Origin of the sequence: Methylobacterium sp. E-005 (genome assembly GCF_022829725.1) — a bacterium.
In the GTDB taxonomy this organism is placed as follows: Bacteria; Pseudomonadota; Alphaproteobacteria; order Rhizobiales; family Beijerinckiaceae; genus Methylobacterium.
Genome location: NZ_JAKSYG010000256.1, coordinates 421,204 through 442,700 on the forward strand (window position 1 = coordinate 421,204; position 21,497 = coordinate 442,700).

General features: G+C 68.0%; 21 protein-coding genes and 1 pseudogene. 10 read left to right on the plus strand and 12 right to left on the minus strand.

Features of this window, described 5'->3' with window-relative positions; translation table 11 throughout:
* Window positions 1–18: 18 nt before the first annotated feature.
* From MKK88_RS32985 to MKK88_RS34015, 6 genes are read right to left on the minus strand one after another with little or no spacing between them, the layout of a single operon-like run.
* The gene (locus tag MKK88_RS32985) at window positions 19–624 is read right to left on the minus strand and encodes a K(+)-transporting ATPase subunit C (protein ID WP_244007871.1); all 606 of its coding nucleotides are present in this window, start codon (window positions 622–624) and stop codon (window positions 19–21) included.
* A gap of 22 nt (window positions 625–646) precedes the next feature.
* Window positions 647–2,737, minus strand: coding sequence for a potassium-transporting ATPase subunit KdpB (gene kdpB / locus MKK88_RS32990; RefSeq protein ID WP_244007873.1), 2,091 nt, complete (start codon window positions 2,735–2,737; stop codon window positions 647–649).
* A 56-nt stretch (window positions 2,738–2,793) separates the two neighbouring features.
* Window positions 2,794–2,985 (minus strand): hypothetical protein, encoded by a 192-nt coding sequence (locus MKK88_RS32995; protein ID WP_244007875.1) that lies wholly within the window; start codon window positions 2,983–2,985, stop codon window positions 2,794–2,796.
* 1 nt (window position 2,986) lies between these two features.
* A complete protein-coding gene (kdpA, locus tag MKK88_RS33000) occupies window positions 2,987–4,702 on the minus strand; it encodes a potassium-transporting ATPase subunit KdpA (protein ID WP_244007877.1) in 1,716 nt (571 codons plus the stop codon).
* Window positions 4,703–4,725: 23 nt separating this feature from the next.
* A complete protein-coding gene (locus MKK88_RS33005; protein ID WP_244007879.1) occupies window positions 4,726–4,815 on the minus strand; it encodes a K(+)-transporting ATPase subunit F in 90 nt (29 codons plus the stop codon).
* An 11-nt stretch (window positions 4,816–4,826) separates the two neighbouring features.
* On the minus strand, window positions 4,827–4,955 hold the full coding sequence (locus MKK88_RS34015; protein WP_279602691.1) for a hypothetical protein: 129 nt from the start codon (window positions 4,953–4,955) through the stop codon (window positions 4,827–4,829).
* Between the two features lie 521 nt (window positions 4,956–5,476).
* On the opposite strand from MKK88_RS34015, the gene MKK88_RS33010 reads away from it, so the two are divergent.
* Entirely contained in the window at window positions 5,477–6,172 is a 696-nt protein-coding gene (locus MKK88_RS33010; protein WP_244007881.1) for a VIT family protein, read from the plus strand.
* A 234-nt stretch (window positions 6,173–6,406) separates the two neighbouring features.
* The gene (locus tag MKK88_RS33015) at window positions 6,407–7,906 is read left to right on the plus strand and encodes an alpha/beta hydrolase domain-containing protein (protein WP_244007883.1); all 1,500 of its coding nucleotides are present in this window, start codon (window positions 6,407–6,409) and stop codon (window positions 7,904–7,906) included.
* A 10-nt stretch (window positions 7,907–7,916) separates the two neighbouring features.
* Here the strand turns inward: MKK88_RS33015 and MKK88_RS33020 are convergent, their stop codons facing one another.
* Window positions 7,917–9,116 (minus strand): major royal jelly family protein, encoded by a 1,200-nt coding sequence (locus MKK88_RS33020; RefSeq protein ID WP_244007885.1) that lies wholly within the window; start codon window positions 9,114–9,116, stop codon window positions 7,917–7,919.
* A 614-nt stretch (window positions 9,117–9,730) separates the two neighbouring features.
* On the opposite strand from MKK88_RS33020, the gene MKK88_RS33030 reads away from it, so the two are divergent.
* The 7 genes from MKK88_RS33030 to MKK88_RS34360 all read left to right on the plus strand — a co-directional run bounded on the left by MKK88_RS33030 (window position 9,731) and on the right by MKK88_RS34360 (window position 15,965).
* Entirely contained in the window at window positions 9,731–10,906 is a 1,176-nt protein-coding gene (locus MKK88_RS33030) for an ABC transporter substrate-binding protein (protein ID WP_244007887.1), read from the plus strand.
* Window positions 10,907–10,917: 11 nt separating this feature from the next.
* Entirely contained in the window at window positions 10,918–11,778 is an 861-nt protein-coding gene (locus MKK88_RS33035) for an ABC transporter ATP-binding protein (protein ID WP_244007889.1), read from the plus strand.
* A gap of 1 nt (window position 11,779) precedes the next feature.
* Complete coding sequence (locus MKK88_RS33040) at window positions 11,780–12,616, plus strand: ABC transporter permease (protein WP_244007891.1); 837 nt, start codon at window positions 11,780–11,782, stop codon at window positions 12,614–12,616.
* A gap of 47 nt (window positions 12,617–12,663) precedes the next feature.
* Complete coding sequence (locus MKK88_RS33045) at window positions 12,664–13,584, plus strand: acetamidase/formamidase family protein (protein WP_244007893.1); 921 nt, start codon at window positions 12,664–12,666, stop codon at window positions 13,582–13,584.
* Window positions 13,585–14,070: 486 nt separating this feature from the next.
* On the plus strand, window positions 14,071–15,285 hold the full coding sequence (locus tag MKK88_RS33050) for an ABC transporter substrate-binding protein (protein ID WP_244007895.1): 1,215 nt from the start codon (window positions 14,071–14,073) through the stop codon (window positions 15,283–15,285).
* A gap of 34 nt (window positions 15,286–15,319) precedes the next feature.
* Entirely contained in the window at window positions 15,320–15,556 is a 237-nt protein-coding gene (locus tag MKK88_RS34020) for an SDR family NAD(P)-dependent oxidoreductase (protein ID WP_279602739.1), read from the plus strand.
* Window positions 15,557–15,581: 25 nt separating this feature from the next.
* Complete coding sequence (locus tag MKK88_RS34360; RefSeq protein ID WP_409566743.1) at window positions 15,582–15,965, plus strand: SDR family oxidoreductase; 384 nt, start codon at window positions 15,582–15,584, stop codon at window positions 15,963–15,965.
* On the opposite strand, the pseudogene MKK88_RS33060 reads toward MKK88_RS34360, so the two are convergent.
* Window positions 15,917–16,450: pseudogene (locus tag MKK88_RS33060) on the minus strand (acetamidase/formamidase family protein); the annotation flags it as partial. The gene MKK88_RS34360 and the pseudogene MKK88_RS33060 sit on opposite strands and share 49 nt — an antisense overlap.
* 275 nt (window positions 16,451–16,725) lie before the next feature.
* On the opposite strand from MKK88_RS33060, the gene MKK88_RS33065 reads away from it, so the two are divergent.
* On the plus strand, window positions 16,726–17,427 hold the full coding sequence (locus tag MKK88_RS33065) for an aspartate/glutamate racemase family protein (protein WP_409566740.1): 702 nt from the start codon (window positions 16,726–16,728) through the stop codon (window positions 17,425–17,427).
* Between the two features lie 11 nt (window positions 17,428–17,438).
* On the opposite strand, the gene MKK88_RS33070 is transcribed toward MKK88_RS33065, so the two are convergent.
* The 4 genes from MKK88_RS33070 to MKK88_RS33085 are packed head-to-tail and all read right to left on the minus strand — an operon-like array spanning window position 17,439 to window position 21,496.
* Window positions 17,439–18,197 carry an aspartate/glutamate racemase family protein gene (locus tag MKK88_RS33070; protein WP_244007899.1) on the minus strand — a complete coding sequence of 253 codons (759 nt, stop codon included), beginning with the start codon at window positions 18,195–18,197 and terminating at the stop codon, window positions 17,439–17,441.
* A 6-nt stretch (window positions 18,198–18,203) separates the two neighbouring features.
* Entirely contained in the window at window positions 18,204–19,745 is a 1,542-nt protein-coding gene (locus MKK88_RS33075) for an amidohydrolase family protein (protein WP_244007901.1), read from the minus strand.
* A gap of 28 nt (window positions 19,746–19,773) precedes the next feature.
* The gene (locus tag MKK88_RS33080; protein WP_244007903.1) at window positions 19,774–20,580 is read right to left on the minus strand and encodes an ABC transporter ATP-binding protein; all 807 of its coding nucleotides are present in this window, start codon (window positions 20,578–20,580) and stop codon (window positions 19,774–19,776) included.
* A complete protein-coding gene (locus MKK88_RS33085; RefSeq protein WP_244007905.1) occupies window positions 20,570–21,496 on the minus strand; it encodes an ABC transporter permease in 927 nt (308 codons plus the stop codon). The genes MKK88_RS33080 and MKK88_RS33085 overlap by 11 nt, the downstream gene beginning before the upstream one ends.
* Window position 21,497 lies beyond the last annotated feature (1 nt).

Below are 21,497 nucleotides of genomic sequence, written 5' to 3' on the forward strand. Positions count from 1 at the left end.
GTTTCTACATAGCGTCGCTCAGCGCTTGGGGAGACCGTCCAGAGCAAGGTTCAGCGCCAGGACGTTCACGCTTGGCTCGCCGAGAAGGCCGAGCGCGCGGCCCTCGGTGTGGGACGCCACGAGATCGCGCAGCTGAGCCTCGGCGATCTTGCGGTTCTTGGCGATGCGGGGGACCTGGAAGTCGGCGGCGGCGGGCGAGATGTCGGGATCGAGGCCCGATCCGCTGGTGGTGACGAGATCGACCGGCACCGGCGCTGCGGCGTTTTCGGCTTTCAGGGCGTCGACATCACCTTTCACCCGCTCGGCCAAAGCCGCGCTGGTCGGCCCCAAATTTGAGCCCGAGGAGTTCGCGGCGTTGTAGGGTGCCGGCACCGACTTGGAGGCGTCTGCAGGGTCGGGCGCGGTGGTCGCCGAGGGCCGGCCGTGAAAATAGCCGGCCCCCGTGAAGTTTTGCCCGATCAGGCTGGAGCCGACGATCGTACCGTTGCGCTCGATCAGGCTGCCGGCGGCCTTTGCGGGGAAGATGACGCCGGCAAGGCTCGTCATCGCGAGGGGGTAGGCGAGACCGGTGATCACCGTCAGCGCGGTGAGCAGGACCAGGGCGGGGCGAAAGTGTGTGGGCATGGAAGGTCTCCGAGGGACCGGTTCAGGCGAGGTGGAGGGCACTGACGGCGAGGTCGATCGCCTTGATGGCGACGAACGGCACGAGGACGCCGCCGAGCCCGTAGATCAGCAGGTTTCGGCGCAGCAGCGCGGCGGCACCGACGGCGCGATAGGTCACGCCGCGCAGGGCGAGCGGGATCAGCGCCACGATGATCAGCGCGTTGAAGATGATCGCCGACAGGATCGCGCTCTGCAGCGAGGCCAGATGCATGACGTTGAGGGCCTGGAGTTGCGGGTACAGCCCGAGAAACATCGCCGGGATGATGGCGAAATACTTGGCGACGTCGTTGGCGATCGAGAAGGTCGTCAGCGCACCGCGGGTCATCAGCAGCTGCTTGCCGATGCCGACGATCTCGATGAGCTTCGTCGGATCGCTGTCGAGGTCGACCATGTTGCCGGCTTCGCGGGCCGCCACCGTGCCGGTGTTCATGGCGACGCCGACATCGGCCTGAGCCAAGGCCGGGGCGTCATTGGTGCCATCGCCGCACATGGCGACGAGCTTGCCGTCCGCCTGCTCCTTGCGGATCAGCGCCAGCTTGTCCTCCGGTGTGGCCTGGGCGAGGAAATCGTCGACGCCGGCTTCCGCCGCGATGGCGGCTGCGGTCATCGGATTGTCGCCGGTGATCATCACCGTGCGGATGCCCATCCGGCGCAGCTCCGCGAAGCGTTCGCGGATGCCGCCCTTCACGATGTCCTTCAGGGTGACGACGCCGAGCAGCCGCCCGTCGCGGGCCACCGCGAGCGGCGTGCCGCCGGCCTTGGCGATCGTCTCCGCGATGGTCCGGATCTCGATCGCCGCTTGGCTGTCGGCCGCCGTCTGGAAGGCGAGCGCCGCATTCGAGCCCCGGCTCGGCACGGGCTGGCCGGACAGCGAGGCGATCACCGCGTCGACGGCGCCCTTGCGGATGGACGCGCCCTCCAGGTCGACGCCCGACATGCGCGACTGCGCGGTGAAGGGAACGAAGGTGGCGTTAAGTCCCGCCATATCGCGGGCGCGGATGCCGTACGTCTCCTTGGCGAGCACCACGATGGAGCGGCCTTCCGGCGTCTCGTCGGCCAGCGAGGCGAGTTGGGCGGCATCGGCCAGTTCCTGCTCGGTGACGCCCCGGACCGGCCGGAACTCCGTGGCCTGCCGGTTGCCGAGGGTGATGGTGCCGGTCTTGTCGAGGAGCAGCGTGTCGACGTCGCCCGCGGCCTCGACCGCCCGGCCCGACATGGCGAGCACGTTGAACCGGACCAGCCGGTCCATGCCGGCGATGCCGATGGCCGAGAGCAGGGCGCCGATCGTGGTTGGGATCAGGGTCACGAAAAGCGCGACCAGCACGATCACGGGTATCGACCCGCCCGCGTAGCTCGCGAAGCTCGGGATCGAGGCCACTGCAAAGACGAATACGAGGGTCAGGCCGGCGAGCAGGATGTTGAGCGCAATCTCGTTCGGCGTCTTCTGCCGCGAGGCGCCTTCGACCAGCGCGATCATGCGGTCGACGAAGGTCGAACCGGCAGCCGCGGTGATGCGGACCTTGATCGCGTCGGAGAGCACCTGCGTCCCGCCGGTCACCGCCGAGCGGTCGCCGCCGGATTCACGGATCACCGGGGCGGATTCACCCGTGATGGCGGCTTCGTTCACGGAAGCGACCCCCTCGATCACCTCGCCGTCGGAGGGGATCAGGTCGCCGGCCTCCACGAGGACGACGTCGCCGACCTTGAGCGAGGTGCCGGACACACGCTCGTAGTTGTGGCCCAGGCCGCTCAGCCGCTTGGCCGTCATCTCGGTGCGGGTACGCCGCAGGCTCTCGGCCTGCGCCTTGCCACGGCCCTCCGCCAGCGCCTCGGCGAAGTTGGCGAAGATCAGGGTGAACCACAGCCAGAGAATGATCTGGCCAGAGAAGGCGAGGTCGTTGCCGCCGGTGGCGAGGTCGCGGGCGAACAGGACCGTCGTGAGAGCGGCCACGACCTCGACCACGAACATGACCGGGTTTCGGATCATCGCCCGCGGATCGAGTTTTCGGATGGAGCCGAGGAGGGCCGGCCCGACCAGGGCGGCGCTGAACAGGGAGGATGTCTGACGCGACATGGAGAATGCCCGAGGGGGTGGGGGAGCCCGGCGCGGCGCGCCGGGCGTGGTGGGGATCAGGGGGCCAGCAGGCCGCTGCTCACGGCGTAGGCCGCGAGCAGCGCGAAGCCGCCGAGCAGCACGACGCCCGAGAGTGCGAGCACGAGATCGGAGGTCCGCACCGGCTGCGCTCGGCCGCGCCGGGGCGGCGGCCGATGCAGCACGAGGTGGTGGCGCGGCATGCGCCGGGAGGGGAGGGCGCGCGGCATCTCAGCCCCCCGTGGCGAAGGTCTGGCCGGCCGCGCCCGCGAGGTGCTCGACCACGGGACCGAGCGCCAACGAGGGGAAGAAGGTCAGGCCGCCGATGATCAGGATCACGCCGACGAGCAGCCCGATGAACAGGCCGCCATGGGTCGGGAGCGTCCCGGCCGAGGCCGGTACCCGCTTCTTCGCCGCGAGCGAGCCCGCGATGGCGAGCACCGGGATCTTCACGAAGAACCGGCCAACCAGCATGCCGATGGCCAGCGTGCTGTTGTAGAACACCGTGTTGGCCGTCAGGCCGCCGAAGGCCGAGCCGTTATTGGCCGCCGCCGACGTGTAGGCGTAGAGGATCTCCGAGAAGCCGTGCGGCCCGGCATTGGCCGGGCCTGAGAGGCCCGCGGGCAGCACCGTCGCGAGCGCGGTGAAGCCCAGCATCATCAGCGGCAGGCAGAGGATGCCGAGCATCGCCATCTTCACCTCCTTCGCCTCGATCTTCTTGCCGAGGTATTCGGGGGTGCGGCCGACCATCAGGCCCGCCACGAAGATTGCCACGATGACGAAGATCAGCATGCCGTAGAGTCCGGCGCCGACACCGCCGATGATGACCTCGCCGAGTTGCATGTTCACCAGCGGGATCAGGCCGCCGAGCGCCGTGAACGAGTCGTGCATGGCGTTGACGGCGCCGCAGGAGGCCGCGGTGGTGATCACCGCGAACAGCGCCGAGGCTGCAATGCCGAAGCGGGTCTCCTTGCCCTCCATGTTGCCGCCGGTCAGCCCGAAACTGTTCAGGACGGAGCTGCCGTTGGCCTCGGCCCAGTAGGTGATGAGGACGCCCGCAAGGAACAGGAGCCCCATGGCGCCGAGGATCGCCCAGCCCTGGCGCTCGTCGCCGACCATGCGGCCGAAGACGTTGGTGAGCGCGGCGCCGATCGCGAAGATCGAGACCATCTGGACGAAGTTCGACAGCGCCGTGGGGTTCTCGAACGGATGCGCGGCGTTGGCGTTGAAGAAGCCGCCGCCATTGGTGCCGAGCATCTTGATTGCCACCTGGCTTGCGACCGGGCCCAGCGCGATCGTCTGCTTGGCCCCCTCCAGTGTCGTGGCGTCGGCATAGGGCGACAGCGTCTGCGGTATGCCCTGCCACACGAGAAACAGCGTGTAGGGGATGCAGATCGGCAGCAGCACGTAGAGGGTGGCGCGGGTCACATCGACCCAGAACGAGCCGATCGTGCCGGCGGAGGCGCGACTGAAGCCGCGGATCAGCGCGATCGCCACCGCGATGCCGGTCGCCGCCGACAGGAAGTTCTGGTGCGTCAGGCCCAGCATCTGCGACAGGTACGAGAGCGTGGTCTCGCCCCCGTAGGACTGCCAGTTGGTATTGGTGATGAAGCTGGTCGACGTATTGAACGCGAGGTCCGGCGCCACCGCGGTCTGATCGGCCGGGTTCAAGGGCAGGACAGCCTGCAGCCGCAGGATCGCGTAGAGCACCGCGAAGCCCAGTACGTGGAACAGGATGACCGCCCCCGTATAGGCGAGCCAGTGCTGCTCCTGGCGGGCATCGATGCCCGAAACGCGGTAGAGCCCGCGCTCGATGGGTCCGAGAACGGGCGAGAGAAAGGTGCGCTCTCCGGTGAAGACGCGGGTCATGTAAGACCCGAGGGGCTTCACGAGCGCCAGAACGACCGCGCAATAGAGCGCGATCTGGATCCAGCCGTTGAGGTTCATGGGAGGGAGTCCTGCGGGGCCACTCAGAACCGCTCGGGGCGGACGAGGGCGTAGGTGAGGTAGACGAGGAGGCCCGCAGTCACGCAGGCGCCGAAGGCGAGGTCGAGGGTCATCGCGGCCTCCCTCAGAGCCGGTCGCACAGGGCGGCGTAGCCGGCCGAGGCCGCGAAGAAGGCGAGCCCTCCGGCGATGAAGACGATGTCGAACATGGTGGTCTGATCCGGTTCGGCGGACCGGCCGCGGAGGCTCCGCAACCGGCCTTGGCCAAGTCGGAGGATGATCGGAAATCGCGTTAGGGTTCGAGCGCGGACCGGGGGCGTCGGTCTCAGGATCGCATTAGGATTTGCGACCGTGGCGTGCGCCGGACGCGCAGGCCGACACCGACTTCTGATTGCAACTATCTCGCGGCAATCCGCGACGCGATCACTTCGCCGGGAGCCGCAGGGCAGTCGACCTTGCAAGAAGGGCTCAGATTGGATTAGTTCCAATCTACGATGTTCGATGCGGAATCATCACCGGCTTGGCGCGCTCTGACACTGGGGCAGCAGATGATGCTGCGCCGGTTGGATCGTGAGGGCTCCCTGCCGTCGCCCGGCCCCTGGGAGATGCGCACCGTCCGGTCCCTCCTCGCCCGCGGGCTGGTAAGACCCAGACGGCCCGGAGACGAAACCGCGGGCCTCTGGTTCCTGAGCGCGAAGGGCAGCCGTATCCTGCCGCGGGACACCGATGCCTCAGGCCAGGTCCGCATCCCATTCTCGCCGAGCCCCTGACCACGATGCGCCCCGTCCATATCGAGCGGCACCTGATCGACCGGATCGGCTGGCTGCGTGCCGCGGTGCTCGGCGCCAATGACGGCCTCGTCTCCACTGCGAGCCTGATCGTTGGCGTCGCGGCATCCGCGGCCGGGCCCGGCGAGGTTCTGGTCGCCGGTTGCGCCGGGCTCGTGGCGGGAGCCATGTCGATGGCTGCGGGCGAGTACGTTTCGGTCAGCTCGCAGGCCGACACCGAGCGAGCCGATCTCGAGCGGGAGCGCGGCGAACTCGCGAGCGATCCCGCGGCCGAACGGGAGGAACTCGCCCGGATCTATGTTGACCGGGGCCTCGACCACGCTTTGGCCCTCCAAGTCGCCGATCAGCTCATGGCGAAGGATGCCCTCGGCGCCCATGCACGCGACGAGCTTGGCATCTCGGAGATCACGGCGGCCCGTCCCGTCCAGGCGGCCCTGACGTCGGCCGCCACCTTCTCGGCCGGCGCCGCCATGCCGCTGATCGTGGCGGCTGCGTCGCCGGGACCGATCGCGGTCTACACGGTATCGGGGGCCTCGCTACTGTTCCTGGCCGTGCTCGGCGCCCTGGGCGCGAAGGCGGGCGGCGCCCCGCTGGTGCGGGCCACGGCGCGCGTGACCTTCTGGGGGGCGCTCGCCATGGCGGTCACCGCCGGGATCGGAAGCCTCGTCGGCAAGGCCGTCTGACGAAGCCGAGAGGCCGCGCGCCCCCGACGGCTGAGAATTGCGGGCGACGATGGACAACCGGACGTAACAACGCGGCTTCCTCGTTCTCTTGCGTGGGCGTCCGGCTGCGGCAATGGTCGCGGGCGGATCCGGCTCGGAGGAGGCCGGACCGCCACAGGGATCGCCATGGGACGCTTTCCAGGCGCCGTCGCGCTACTGGTCGTCGCGCTCGGCGGGAATGCCGCGCAAGCCGCGGTGGCCCGGCTCGAGATCACCGACCGGCAGCCCTACGGCACGTTCGGGGCGGGGGACTACGTCCGTCTCGACGGTACGGTGCATGGGGAACTCGCGCCGGATGAGGCGGGCATTCCCGACCTCGACAAGGCGGAGCGCACCCCGGACGGCAAGGTCGCTTACGCGGCGCGCATCATCCTGTTCATCCCGTCCGATCCGGCCGCCGGCAACGGCGCGCTGCTGGTCGACGTGCCCAATCGCGGTAACGCCTACGCGAACGCGCTCTACAACAGCCCCCGCACCCGTCCGATGCAATCCGGCAACCTCGAGCCCGGCACCGGCTTCCTGGAGGATCGCGGCTATGCAGTCGCAGAGGTCTATTGGGAGCTCGGCCGCGGGGCTGATCTCCCGGCCTTTACCGACGGGGACGGCAAGCGGCGTTTCGTCGAGGGCGTCGGCTTCGCGATCGTGCGCGATGCTGCCGATTTCCTGGCCCACGCAGCGGCCGACTCGGCCGGGACACGCAACCCGCTCACCGGAGCGATCAACCGGACGATCGGCACCGGCAAATCCCAGGACGGCCGGTTCCTCAAGACGTTCTTGTTGCACGGCTTCAACGTCGTGCAGGGGCGGCGTGTGTTCGACGGCCTGCACGTCTTCGTGTCAGGCGCAGGGTTGCTGCCGATTCTGCAATCCGGCACCGGTCCGCATTCGAGCGGCGACAAGACACCGAACTTCGCGGATCCCGAATTCCCCGGCGTCAACGACGGGCCGCTGACGATCGGCGAGATCGTCAAGACAGTCGAGGCGCGGGGGGAAGTGTCGCCCAAGATGATGCTGCTTAACTCAACCGTCGATTACGCCTCACTGCGTGCTTCATTGGGCCGGACCGGCGCGCACGGCACCGCCGATCTTCCGCTGCCAGCGAATGTGCGGATGTACGACGTTGCCGGGGCTTCGCACGTCACGGTGGTGAAGTCGGAGAGTTGCTCGCTCCCACCCGGGCGCCTCGATTGGGTGCCCGTGGCCCGGGCGACACTCCAGCGGCTCGATGGATGGGTGGCGCGCAATGCGCCACCGCCCGCGACGCGGCTGATGCCGTTGCAACCCGCTCCGGGGGATCCGAACGTCCTGCAGGCGCCGAGGGCGCTCGCCGAGGCGGTCGTGCAGGTGCCGCAGCGCGACGCTGACGGTAACCCGATCGGCGGCGTGCGGCTACCGGACATCGCGGTCCCGCTGGGGGTTCATGGCGGTCAAAACGCGCCGCTCACCCAATTCACCTGCTCTCTGGTCGGCGCGTATCAACCGTTCGCGCGGAACAGTGACGGCAACGATACCGGCCGGCCGTCGCTGGCCGAGCGGTACAGCAATCAGCAGGACTACGAGAATCGCGTCCGCGCCGCCGCCCGTACCGCGCAGGTCGAGGGGTTTCTGCTGCCTGCGGATGTCGCGGTGATCGTCAACGCAGCCGCCGAAACCCCGCTGTTCGGCCACCACGGGGAAACGGCACCGCCGCGCTGAGCGCCGCGCTTCAGCGCGGCGCTCCTCCGGTCGAACCCGTCACATCCCCCGGGCCGGCCTTGATCGCCCAGAGCTCCGTCGGCAGGCTGATCGGCGCGCCGGGCTTGTAATCGGCCGAATCCTGGATGTGCGAGGTGGTCACGTAGATCGTGCCGTCCGGCCCCTCGCTGAACGTGTCGGGCCAGCGCAGCCGTGAATCCTGGACCAGGGTGGTGAGGCTCGCTCCCGTCTGCGACAGGTCGCGCACCTTCACGGCGTTGTCCTGCGGGGAGGTCACGTACATCCGCCCATCCTTGCGGGCGATCAGCAGGCCGTCAGCGGGGCCGTTCTCGCCGACCGTCGTGATCTTCCCGCTCAGCGTCCGGTCGCTCAGCATTTCGGGTACGAAGGAGGAGGTGGCCCAGCCGGTGAGCGCGTCGGTCGGCAGGCTGTAGAGCGTCTTGCCCTTGATCGCCTGCCAGTACAGCGTCTTGCCGTCGGGCGAGAGGGCGATGCCGTCCGCCGCGAAGTTCACGCCGCGCCCGTCGGGGCGGCGCAGCGGCTTGCCGTCGTACTGAACGGTAACGCCCTTGTCCGGCATGGTCGAGGCATGGCCCGACAGCACGCGCTTGGCCGAGCCGCTGTCGAGATCGACGACGATCAGCGCGCCCTCCGCGCCGGAATCGGTCAGGTAAGCGGTCTTCCCGTCGGGGGCGATGCGCACGTCGTTGATGTAGGAGGCCTGCAGGACGGTGCTGGTGTCGAACGGGATGGTCTTCACGACTTGGTTGGTCTTCAGGTCGATGCCGACGAGCTTGGGGCCGTCCTTGATGACATGCGCCATCGCGGGGGCGGCCGCGTCGACCACCCAGAGTCTGTCCTGCTGATCGGCCACGACACTCTGCACGCAGACGAAGTGGGTCTTGGGGTCGACCGTGTCGGATTTCGCGTTGCGCCAGCCGTTCCAGTCCTCGTTCGGGAAGGGCACGGGTTTGCCGTCCTTCAGCTCGGCAACCGAGACCGGGGCATCCTCGCTCCAGCGCGGGAAGTTGACGAAGATGCGCCCATCCTTGCTCACGGTGATGCCCGTGACCTGATGGTCGAAGTGCGCCACCTGCGAGAGTGTCGCCTGTCCAGCGGTCTGCTGGGACGAGGCAGGCACCGGTAGAAGCGCCACGCCCGATAGCAACGCGAGAGCGAGCCCGGGACGAAAGTCGACGGGGAACTTCATGGTGCGCACTCCGAGGGATTCGGCGGGCCAACGCGTCAGGGGGCGGCTGGGGTCCCGCGGGCCCTAACGTGGACCGACCGGACAGCGTGGCCGGACGGGGCGGTGGTGCGGTTCAGAATCGTCTCGAAGGTCTAGTGTAGTTCCGTAAGGGGCCGGCCTTCGTATGGCTGACGACCTCACCTTCCATCGGATGAGGGGCGAGGGCCGGATCCTGGCGGTGCAGCCCGTCCGGGCTGAGCGATCACTGGGATGGCGGTCGGTGTTGCAACGGGGCGAACCGAGACGGCAGCCGGCCCGTTCCCGCGGACCATCCCCGAAGATGAGCTCACCGAATTCCTGAACGAAATAGCGTCGGTTGAGCAACTCGGTGAGACTGTCTGTATGGGCGAGGCGCGCAGTCTCGTCCGAGCGACGCGACTAACTGGATGAAGGCCCGAAAATTGTTCGTGGCGACGCGCACTATCACCACGGTCACGAACGCGGTGTTGACGGCGATCGCCAGGAACACCTGATTCTGACTGGTGATGCAGCAGAACAGAAGGACACCCATCACGATGCCGGTCACGAGAAAGGCCGCGACCGGCAGATGAGTAAGACAGAGCCGTGGGCAGCTTATGGAGCAGCTTGGCGTCCCTATTGCCCGGAGCACCCGCTCGATCTGGCCACTAATTTGCATCTCAGGATGGCCGACAGCGGTAATCGTACGATCGTATAGCAAAGCGATCACACGTCTGCGGCAATGGACCGGTCGCCTGCTCGCGTCTCGCGGAGTTCGTATGCCTCAATCCTGGTCGCCCCTGCTTCGTAGGCGCTCGATCCTGAAAGGTCTGGCCGGACTGGCGGTCGGTGCGCCGCTGGCGCCGAAGGGCGCGCGCGCTGCTGGTCTCAAGACCGTCCGCTTCAGCGAGGCCGTCCACAACCTCGGCTACATCAACCTCTACGTCGGAATGCACGCCGGCATCTTTGGGAAGAACGGCCTCGACATGCAGGTCAGTGCCGCCGGAGGGGACACGCAGAGCTTCGCGGCCGTACTGGGCGGCTCGGCAGATTTTGCCATCGGCGATCCCACGATGGTGGTGATCTCGCGCGAGAACGGCGGCCCCGGGATGGTCGTCGGCACCGTCGTTCAGCGGGCCCACTACTTTGCAGTCTCGAAGACGGTCAAGCCCTTCACTGACCCGAAGAACTTCAAGGGCAAGCGGATCGCCACATCGCCCGAGCCCAACACCAATTTCAGCGTCACCAAGCGCCTCGTCGAGAGCAACGGGATGAAGCTCGGCGTCGATGCGACGATCGTCCCGGTCAGCCCTGGAACCGAGATCGCCGCCATGCTCGCCGGCGCGGCCGACATCGCCGTCGCCTACCAGCCCGGCGTGGCGCAAGCGGTGGCGCAGGGCGCACAAATCGTCTTCGATTTTTCGAACTATGTCGGGCCCTTCTGTAATACCGGGATCATGGTGCTGCCCGGGACGATCCAGAAGGATCCCGCGACCGTGCAGGCGCTGATAACGGCCTTCGAGGAGGCCGGGCGTAGGACCTACAGCGATCCAGACTACGCCAAGAAGGTCGCGCGGCTCGAATTCCCAGATTTACCGGGTGACGTCGTGGACGCGGCGATCGACGCCGAGCTGCAATACAAGATCCCGGCTTCCAGCGTCGTGACCGAGAAAGATGCCTGGGAAAGTCTGATGGGCATGCAAAAATATCTTGGAAACATCAAGGGCACGCTCATCTTCGATCAGGTCGTCGACAATACGTTTGCCGACAAGGCCGCAAAGCGCGCCGGTTGAGTGGCGCGCCCGTGTCCGAAGGCGTGCCGCACGCCGCGCATCACCCCGCGCCTCCGCTCGCCGTCGAGCACCTCGCCAAGTCATATCGGACAGGCGGTCGCATCCTGTCCGTTGTCGGCGATCTCACCTTCGCGCTTCTCCGCGGAGAGATCGTCGCGATCGTCGGGCCCTCGGGCTGCGGGAAGACCACGCTCCTCAACGCGGTCTGCGGTCTGACGCCGGCGGACTCGGGCCGTATCCTCTGGAACGGCGTGCCCCTCGACCGGCGCGGTCGCACGCCCGGTGGAATCGGCTACATGCTGCAGAAAGACCTCCTGCTGCCCTGGCGCACGGCCCTCGACAACGTGAAGCTTGGCACCGAACTGCGCGGAATGCCGCGTGGGCGAGCCGACGAGCGGGCGCGGGCGCTCCTGGACCAGCTCGGCCTGCACGGGTTCGACGCCGCCTATCCCGCGACCCTGTCGGGCGGCATGCGCCAGCGCGTGGCGCTCGCCCGCACCCTGATCAACGATCCGGACGTCCTGCTGTTCGATGAACCCTTCGCGGCGCTCGACTTCCAGACAAAGCTCCTGATCGAGGCCGACACGGTTCGGCTCGCGCGCGACGGCGCCAGGTCCGCGCTTCTAATCACGCACGATATCGAGGAAGCCGTCTCGATTGCTGATCGTGTCCTGGTGCTGAGCGGGCGGCCGACCGCCGTCAAGGCCAGCTACACGATCGACCTCGACTGCGCCCCCGATGACATGATCGGGGCCCGGGAGAGCGCCGGTTTCAGCGACTACGTCCGCCAGATCTGGGCTGACCTCGACATCCCACGCTCCACGTTCGACCACGCTGGGCGTATCACTAGTCGTGCTGCAGCGAGGTCCTGAGATGTCGGACGCCGTGACCGGGCTGGCAACTATCGCTGGAAAGAGCCGCGATGCTCCTCCGCGGGACAAGGCGCGCCTGCGCGCGGGCGCGCTCGTCCTGCTGGTGCAGGTTGCGCTTCTTGCGGCCCTGCTGGCAGTCTGGGAGTGGCAGACATACCAAAGCCCGCAAGCGTCCTTCCTGTTCGGCTCACCCTCCGCGATCGGCCGGTTCCTCTGGACGGGTCTAACCGACGGCACGCTCTTGCGCGACGCGGGCGTCACCGCCCTCGAGACGGGGCTCGGGTTCCTGATCGGCAACGTCGTGGGCACGCTCGCCGGCCTGTCGCTCTGGTACTCGACTTTCGTCTCGCGGGTCTTCCAACCCTTCATCGTCGCGATCGGCTCGATCCCGATCATCGCACTCGCCCCGATCATCATCATCTGGTTCGGCACGGGACTCGCCTCGAAGGTGGCGATGTCGACCCTCTCGGTCGTCGTGGTTGCCCTCGTGACCTCCTACAAGGGCGCGCTCGGCGTCGATCCGGACCAGATCAATCTCCTGCGGACTCTCGGGGCGCGGAAACCCCAGATTTTTGCCAAGCTTGTCGTGCCGTCGAGCCTCGCCGATATCTTCGCCGGCCTAAAGCTCACCGTCGGCTTCGCCCTGATCGGCGCCATCGTCGGTGAGTTCATGTCGTCGTCTGTGGGGCTGGGCCACGCCATCTTCCAGGCGGGCTCCCTCTACGCGATCCCGAAGGTCTTCGCCGCGCTGGTCGGCACGATCGCGCTGGCCCTCGTCCTGACCTTCCTGGTCGGCCGGGCCGAACGGGCGCTCATGCCCTGGCGGGATCATCTCTGACCCACGCTAGACCGCGATACCACCGACCTCGCCATCAGGAGTTCCATGTGACGCAGCGCATCAGCAAACAAGGAACGATCAAGTACGCCCTCTCGGGCGACGAGCCCTTCGTCGCCACGATCGCACCGGGCGAGATCGTCACGGTCGAGTGTGTGATCAACATCGGCGACGGCGTCATCAAGGAGCTTGGGCAGAACCTGACCGAGGCCGACGTCACCTTCCCGTTCGTGAACGGGGCGACCGGCCCGATCGAGATCGCGGGCGCGAAGCCGGGCGACATGCTTAAGGTCGAGATCCTCGACATGGAACTCGGCCAGCGCGGCTACAGCTCCCTATGGCCCGGGCACGGTATGTTCCCGGATTGGGTGCGCCGCAAGGAATGGGGCATCCGCACCAAGGTCGTCGATGTGCATGATGGTCATGTCATCTGGAACGACCGGCTCCGGCTACCGGTGAAGCCGATGGCCGGCGTCATCGGCGTCGCCCCCGTCCATGGTGCGGTCCTGACCGTCGACAACGGTACGCATGGCGGCAATCTCGACGTTCAAGAGGTCACTACAGGCAACACTGTGATGCTGCGGGTCGAGAAGCCCGGCGCGCATTTCTTCATCGGCGACTGTCACGCGCTCCAAGGTGACGGTGAAGCGGTGGGAATGGGGGCGATCGAGATTGGAGCGAACGTGACCCTGCGGGTGAGCCTCGTGCCGGCGCCGGTGCGGCTCGGCCATCCGCGGATCGAGACGCCCACGCATCTGTGTACGCTCGGCTGTGCCCGCCCGCTCGAGGATGCGATGCGCATCGCGTTCGCCGATATGATCTACTGGCTCGCGGACGAGTGGAACATCCCCGAGCCGGAGGGTTACTTGCTGCTCGCACAGATTGCCGAGGCGCGATGCACGCAGATGGTCAATCCGAAATACACGTACATTTGCAAGGTGCCGAAGGCCGTGCTCGCCGCTTTCGGGTGAGCTGTATTGAAGAGCTGTGATCCAGTCGCGTGCCAGATGCGGCCTGACTCAACCAGGCAGTTCGGCCTGTAGATCATCGGTGCGCGCGGTGTCAGCCTCGACCTGACCCGCATAGCGGTCGCCCTGGAGGTTGAAGGACGCGACGGTGAACCGCCGGGATATCGTGGTAAAGCTTAACAGAGGCGGCGTACATTGACTTCGACAACCAGATCAAGCGAGTCGAAGCCTGTCCGCTTGCCCGGCTGTTCTTCCCCGAAGCGGCTTTTGGCCAAACTCCGCCAGCCGAATGGCGTGAGCTAACATGACGGTCGCAGGCTCCGCCGGATTCGACGGCAGCTGCACCCGAACCTGCCTGCATGTCTCAAGGACCCGAAAATGCCCCCACCCCCCGATGAGAAGCGGGCCGCACCGCAGAACAGCGCTTGACGCTGGAATACCGGGCGTGCCTCCTGTCCTGAACATAATATACCGCGGAGGACGGTCCACATGGCGTTGTTCCGGTGCTGCATACTGACCGCCGCGATCAGCCTCGCCGCCATCGTCGGGCCGGCTGCAGCCCAGCCGATCCGCGTCAAGATCGGCGTGCTCAACGACATGTCCGGCGTCTACGCGGATACCGGCGGCAAAGGCTCTGTTGTTGCCGCACAGATGGCGGTTGAGGATTTCGCCAAGACAAACCCCGATGTCCAAGTCGAGATCGTCTCGGCCGATCACCAGAACAAGCCGGATGTCGGCGCGGCCGTGGCTCGCCAATGGTATGACCGCGACGGCGTCGACGCAATCTTCGACGTGCCGACCTCCTCGGTGGCGCTTGCGGTCAGCCAAGTCACGCGCGAGAAGAACAAGATCTTCATCGATTCAGGCGCCGGGACCACGGAGCTGACCGGCAAGCAATGCTCGCCGAACACGATTCAATGGACCTACGACACCTACGCGCTGGCGCACGGGACGGCCGGCGCCATGCTCAAGCGGGGCGGGGACACGTGGTACTTTCTCACGGCCGACTACGCGTTTGGCCTTTCCCTGCAGAGCCAGGCCACGGCGGTGATCGAAAAAGGCGGCGGTCGGGTTCTTGGCGCTGCCCGGGTCCCGTTCCCCGCCACCGATTTCTCATCGTTCCTTCTGCAGGCCCAAGCTTCCGGCGCGAAGGTGGTGGGTCTGGCCAATGCGGGCGGTGACACGGTTAATGCCGTCAAGCAGGCGAACGAGTTCGGGCTCACCGACAGCGGCCAGAAGCTCGCCGCCCTGCTGATCTATGCCGTCGATGTCCACGCGATCGGCCTGCAGACCGCGCGGGGCTTGGTCCTGACGGAGTCGTTCTACTGGGATCTCAACCCCGACACCCGGGCGTTCTCCGAACGCTTCTACAAGCGCAACGGCAACAGCATGCCGACGATGAACCATGCGGGCGTGTATGCCGGGCTCCTGCACTACCTGAAGGCGGTGGCGGCGACGAAGTCGACGGATCCGCAGGCGACGATGGCCTGGATGAAGGCCAACCCGACCGACGACCCGCTGTTCGGCAAGGGCATGGTTCGCGCGGACGGACGCAAGATCCACCCGATGTACCTGTTCGAGGTGAAGGCGCCGGCCGAGTCGAAGGGACCGTGGGATCTGTACAAGCTCCTTGACACAATCCCCGCCGACCAGGCCTTCCGCCCCCTGGCAGAGGGCGGCTGCCCGCTCGTCAGCAAGCCGTAGGGATCAAGTCTCAAGTGCAGGATCGGCTGACATGATGCGCGATATCACGGGGCAGGTCGCTTGGGTCACGGGGGCCGGATCCGGTATCGGACAGGCGGCCGCTCTGGCACTGGCACAAGCGGGGATGCGCGTTGCAGTCACGGGTCGGGGACGGGACAATCTCGAGCACACAGCGGATCTCGTCCGTGCGGCGGGTGGCGAGGCACTGGTCGCTCCTGCCGACATGGGGCGTGGCCGACGACGTGCAGCGTGCCTGGGAGGCCGTTTATGACGCCTGCGGGCGCTGCGATGTGCTGGTGAACTCGGCGGGCCTTAACATGCCGCAACGAGGCTGGAGCGAGATCACGCCATCGGGCATCGACGCCGTGGTCGGCGCCAACCTCAACGGACCCTTCTACGCGTCTCGGGCGGTGCTGCCGACGATGCGCGCCCAGCGAGACGGCCTGATCATCCACGTCTCCTCGTGGGCCGGCCGTTACGTGTCCAAGCTGACGGGACCTGCGTATTCTGCGGACAGGCATGGGCTTGTAGCGCTGTTGGAGAGTTTGAACCAGGAGGAATGCGGACACGGCATCCGGTCCTGGATCAAGTCGATCTGCACCATCGCGTGGGTCGGATGCTGCACCCCGACGCCGCAGAGTTCGCCGTCCCCTTGCGCGGCGAGGCATTCGCCGAGGTAGAGGATCGCCCCCTTGGCATTGATCGGCAGGTAGATCGCCGCGTCGACCCTGACATCCGACAGGTCCATGTTGCCGCCATCATAGTCGGGCTGCAGCGCGGAGATTGCCTCACTCTCCGCGCGGTACCGATCGTGCCGATGAAGGGCTGGTAGGGCAGCGTGATCCGATCGTTCCGGCGCATGCCGGTCTCGGCCGTGACTTCGAGCTTGCGCACCCGCTCGGGTAGAGACGGGTTGAGGAGCGCGGTGTCGCTGGCGGTGATGAGGCCGGCCATCACCCCCGGCAGCCCCGTCGAGATTACCGCCATGGGCCGCGGTATCGAGGTGGGAGCCGATCAGGATCGGCGGCAGGCCCCGGTCCCGTCCGGGCAGCGGCTGCGTGGTGTTGGCGGCCGCGTTCCGCGCGATCGCAAGGCCGAGATCGGCGGAGCAGCGCGACGCCACCGCGTGCGCCACACGCTCCTCCGGTCTGTAGGAGTCCCGCATGACGCCCGGATCCGCCCGGCCGCACCGCGCGCGGTCATCGAACCGCGCCTCGACCCGGTCACGCTGCGCGGGGACCGCCGTGGCGATCGCCGAGATTCTGTTCACCCGATGCTCCCGGCGCGCGGCTCCGGGGCGGACCGCGCCGATGCCATCCTGCCAGTTCCATGTCGCGCCCGCGCCGGAACGATCCTTGCCACGGGGGTGGGCCGGGCGCGCGCCGAGCCGCAGCGGTGAGGGTGTCGATGGTAAACACACAGCCAACAGTCCGACTCGGGATGCTGACGCCGTCGTCGAACAGCGTTCTCGAACCCGTGACAGCGCGCCTGCTGGCGAACCAGCCCAGGATCAGCGCCCATTTCGCCCGCCTGCGGGTGACGCAGATCGGGCTGTCGACGGCCGCCCTCGACCAGTTCGATCAGGCACCCATGCTGGACGCCGCCGCGTTGCTGGCCGATGCCCGCGTCGCCGCGATCGTCTGGAACGGCACGGCGGGCGCGTGGCTCGGCTTCGCGAACGATACGGCCCTGTCCGCGGCGATCACGCAGCGGACCGGCGTGCCGGCCTCAACCTCGACGCTGGCCTTCCGCGACCTGTTCCGGCGGCGCAGGATCCGGCGTGTCGGGCTCGTGACGCCCTATACGGGCGACGTCCAGGCGCGGATCCAGGCGAATTGGCAGGCCGACGGGCTCGATTGCTCGGCCGAACGGCATCTCGGTCTGTCGGAAAACTTTTCCTTCGCGGAGGCGGATGAGGCCGAGATTGCCGGGATGGTTCGCGCCGTCGCCGCCGCGGGCGTCGAGGCGGCTGCCATCGTCTGCACCAACCTCCCAGGCGCCGCTTTGGCGCCCGCCCTGGAGGCGGAGCTCGGAATCCCGGTCTACGATTCCGTGGCGGTCAGTCTCTGGAAGGCGATGGACCTCGCCGGACTGGACACCGCGGCGATCACCGGCTGGGGCAGCGTGTTCGCGGGCGCCTGACGCGGCGTCTGTCAGGCGTCGTCCCCGTCGGCCCGCTCGATCCAGCGCCTGAGGGCCGGCGCGAGCCCGGTGGCGGGCTTGGCCGGCGGCCGGGCGAAGCGGCCCGCACGCGGCGGCCGCGCGCCGAGGCGGACCAGGGCCTGCGCCTGGCCGAGGGCGGCCGCCAGCGGATCGATCAGCGGCACCGGCACCGCGTCGACGACCCGCGCGGCGAGGCCGGTGAGCGGAGCCCCGGCCAGGATCACCGCGTCGGCCCCGTCCCCGGCAACGACCCGGTTGGCCAGGGCGACGATCTCGGCCTCCAGCTCGTGCTGGACTTCCGTGACCGAGCGGAAGCCGGCCGCCACCGCCCGGACGCAGGCGCACCGGGCCGACAGGCCAGCGAGGGCAACCGCATCCTCGTACCAGGGCAACAGCGTGCCCGAGAAGGTCACGATGCCGAAACGCTGGCCGAGCTGGCAGGCGGTGAGCATCGCCGCCTCGGCCATGCCGACCACCGGCAGATCGAACAGCTCGCGCGCCGCGATGAGCCCGGGATCGCCGAAGGCCGCGATCACGGCGGCGTCGAAGCCGGCCTGATGCTCCGCGAGGGTCTCCAGCACCGCGGCGCCCGCGAGCTGCGCCTCCGCGCGGCTCGCGATGTAGGGCAGGCCCCGGGCGGCCGTGAGCGCGGTGAGCGCCGCGTCGGGGGCGAGCGACGCCGCGGCGGCGGCCTCTATCCGGGCCGTCATGGCGGCCGAGGTGTTCGGGTTGAGGAGGAGGAGCCGCACGTCTGCTCAGACGCGGGAGCTCGGGCGGTAGAACGGCTCGTGCCGCGACGGGTCGATGTAGTCGGCGTAAAAGCGTTTCGCGTGCGGCAGCAGCGCCTTGGAGAGCTGGCGCCGCTCGACCTCGTCGTCCGAGAGCGCCCGCGACAGGTCATCGTGCAGCGCCTTAAGGGCGGCGTCGCGGTCGACCCGGGTGAAGCGCCCGTCCGTGTAGAGCACCTCGCCCTCGCACAGCACCGTCGTGACGCCCCCGGTCTTGGCCCGCTGGACCACCGCGTCGAGGAGAGGTGTCTCCGGGTCGAGATACGGGTAGGCGATCTGGTCCCAGTCGATCAGGACCATGTCGGCGCCCTTGCCGACCTCGATCGTGCCGAGGCTGTCGCCGTAGGGGGTGGTGCGGGCGCCGCCGACAGTCGCCATCCGCAGCACCTGCGCCATGCTCGGCACCTCGGCCTCGTCCATGCCGGGCACCCGGTGGGCGCGGAGCACGAGGCGCATCTCCTGCAGCATGTCGCGGTCGTCGTTGATGCCGGCCTCGTCGAGGCCGATCGCCGTGTTGATGCCCTTCGCCTCGAAGCGGTTGAGCGCCGCCACGCCCGAGCGCAGCCGGAAGTTCGAGGAACAATTGTGGCAGATGCAGGTGCCGGTCGCCGCGACCCGGTCGATGTCGGATTCGTTGAGCCAGACCCCATGGCCGAGCGTCAGGCGGGGGCCGAGCATGCCGAACCGGTCGAGGTACTCGACCGCGGTGCCGCCGCCGCGCTTCTCGGCGTAGGCCTTCTGGTAGGCGGTCTCGACGAGGTGCATGTGCATCGGCACGTCGTAGGATTCGGACAGGCCGGCGAGCCCTTCGAGGGCCGCGTCCGAGCACCAGTGCAGGTTGGCGGGCGCGAGCTGGATCTTGGCCCGGCTGGCGCCGTCCTGTCCGCTGTGCAGGCTGCGGAACAGCGAAAAATTATCCTCCAGGGACATCTGGAAGCGCTCGAACCAGCGCTTCATCGGGTCCTGAAGCGAAGCCGGCAGGCTCGCCACGAAGTCCTTATCCGCCTGGTAGACGAGGCGGTTCTGGTCGCGGACCGCGAAGCAGTACGAGACCCGCATGCCGATGTCGCGATAGGCGCGCAGCACCTCGTTGGAGCGCGCCTCGACCTCCTCCAGACTGCCGGGCATCCAGCCGTGGATGTGCTGGACCGTCGTGATCCCGGAGCCGACCATCTCGAAGGCCGAGTACAGGGTGTCGAGGTAGAGGTTCAGGTTGCGCGCCACCATGCGGGTGACGAACCACAGCTCCAGGGGCATGTCGGGGGAGCCGAGCTGCACCGGCGTCAGGCCGACATGGTGGTGGCCGTTGACGAAGCCCGGCAGCAGGATCTCCCGGCCGGAGCCGATCACCGGGGCGTCGGGGTAGCGGGCGTGCAGGTCCGCGTAGGTGCCGACCGCCGCGATGATCCCGTCCTTCTGGAGCACCGCGCCGTCGGCGATCTCCTCCCAGCGATCGTGGTCGAGGGTACGGGTGATCATCCGCCGGCTGCGGATCAGCGATGTGGCCATGGTTGGGTCCGTCTTGATTGGGAAAAGGTCAGACGAGCGCTTCCTGCTCGGCGAAGGCCCGGTCGACCTCGTCGCGCAGGAGCTCGGTGAGATGCCGCCGCATCGCCTCGGCCTCGGGCGAGAACGGGTCGCGCGGGCGGGCGAGGTCGTTGCGCACGATCGTCTTGATCCGCCCGGGGCGGGCGGTGAACACCACCACCCGGTCGGCGAGCGCCACCGCCTCGTCGATGTGGTGGGTCACGAACAGCACGGAGGCGCCGCTGTCGCGCCAGACGTCGAGCAGGAAGTCCTGCATCTTCTGGCGCGTCTGGACGTCGAGCGCCGCGAAGGGCTCGTCCATCAGCAGCACCTTCGGGCGCATGGCCAGCGCCCGGGCCACCGCCACGCGCTGGCGCATGCCGCCGGACAATTCGTCCGGCCGCTTGTCGAAGGCCTCGGCGAGGCCGACCCGCTGGAGCGCGGCCCGGGCGACGCTCCGGCGCTCGGCCTCCGGCACGCCCTTGAGCGACAGGCCGAAGCTGACATTCTGCCAGACGCTGAGCCAGGGCAGCAGCGAGGTCTCCTGGAAGATCAGGCTGCGCTCCGGAGACGGCCCGGTGACGGCCTCGCCGAAGGAAAGAAGCGTCCCCCCGGAGGCGGCCTCAAGACCGGCGATCAGGTAGAGCAGCGTGCTCTTCCCGCAGCCCGAGGGCCCGAGGAACACCACGAACTCGCCGGGCCGCACGGTGAGGTCGATGTCGCGCAGGGCCTCGTGGGCGCGGGCGGTGCCGGCCGACCAGACCTTGGCGACGCCGTGGCATGAGACGGCGTCGTCGGAGCTGAGATCAAAGGCCAAGGGCGGCCCCCGTGTCGCGCGGCAGCCAGTACAGCAGCCGCCGCTGGATCAGCCGGAACAGCAGGTCGAAGGCGAAGCCGAGCAGGCCGATCAGCGTGATGGTGAAGAACACGAGCGACGGATTGAAGGTGTTGCGCGCCAGCATGATCACCTGGCCGAGCCCGTAGCCGACGCCGGTCGCCTCGGCGACGAGCACCACCATCCAGGCGCCGAACAGGTTGAGGCGCAGCACCGCGAGGAGCCCCGGCAGGATCGCCGGCACGATCACCCGGGCGTAGATCTGTCGCTTCGACGCCCCCATGGTCCGGGCGACGTTGATGTAGTTCCGGTTGACCCCGTCGATCTGCTGGATAGTCGAGAGGACCATCGTGAAGAACAGGGCGATGAACACCATGAAGATCGCCGGGGCGTTGCCGATCCCGAACATGAAGATCGCCACGGGCAGCCACGCGATCGGCGAGACGGGCGCCAGCAGCGTGATGGTCGGCAGGGTCAGCCGCTCGAACAGCACCACGTAGCGGATCGCCACGCCGACCAGGATCGACAGGGTGGCGGCCAGGGCCAGGCCCGCCAGCACCCGGCCCGTGGAGGCGAGCACGGTGATCAGCACCGCCATGGCGGGGCTCGGGCCGGCATTCATCCCAGTGCCGATCTGCCAGCGCTGCGCGGTGTTGAAGAAGCGCGCCTGCTCGGCGAGGTTGCCGAGGAAGATGTGCGGCGGCGGCAGGAGCTTGGCATCGGCGATGCCGAACGCCCAGAGCAGCTCCCAGAGACCGGCGAAGCAGCCGACCGAGACCAGCATCCAGCCGGTCCGCTGCAGGAGCGGGATGAACCCGTCGGGCAGCGCGAGGCGCTGACCGAACGGGAGGCGCGGCCGGACGTGCGGGACGGCGGCGCGGGCGAGATCGACGGCCATC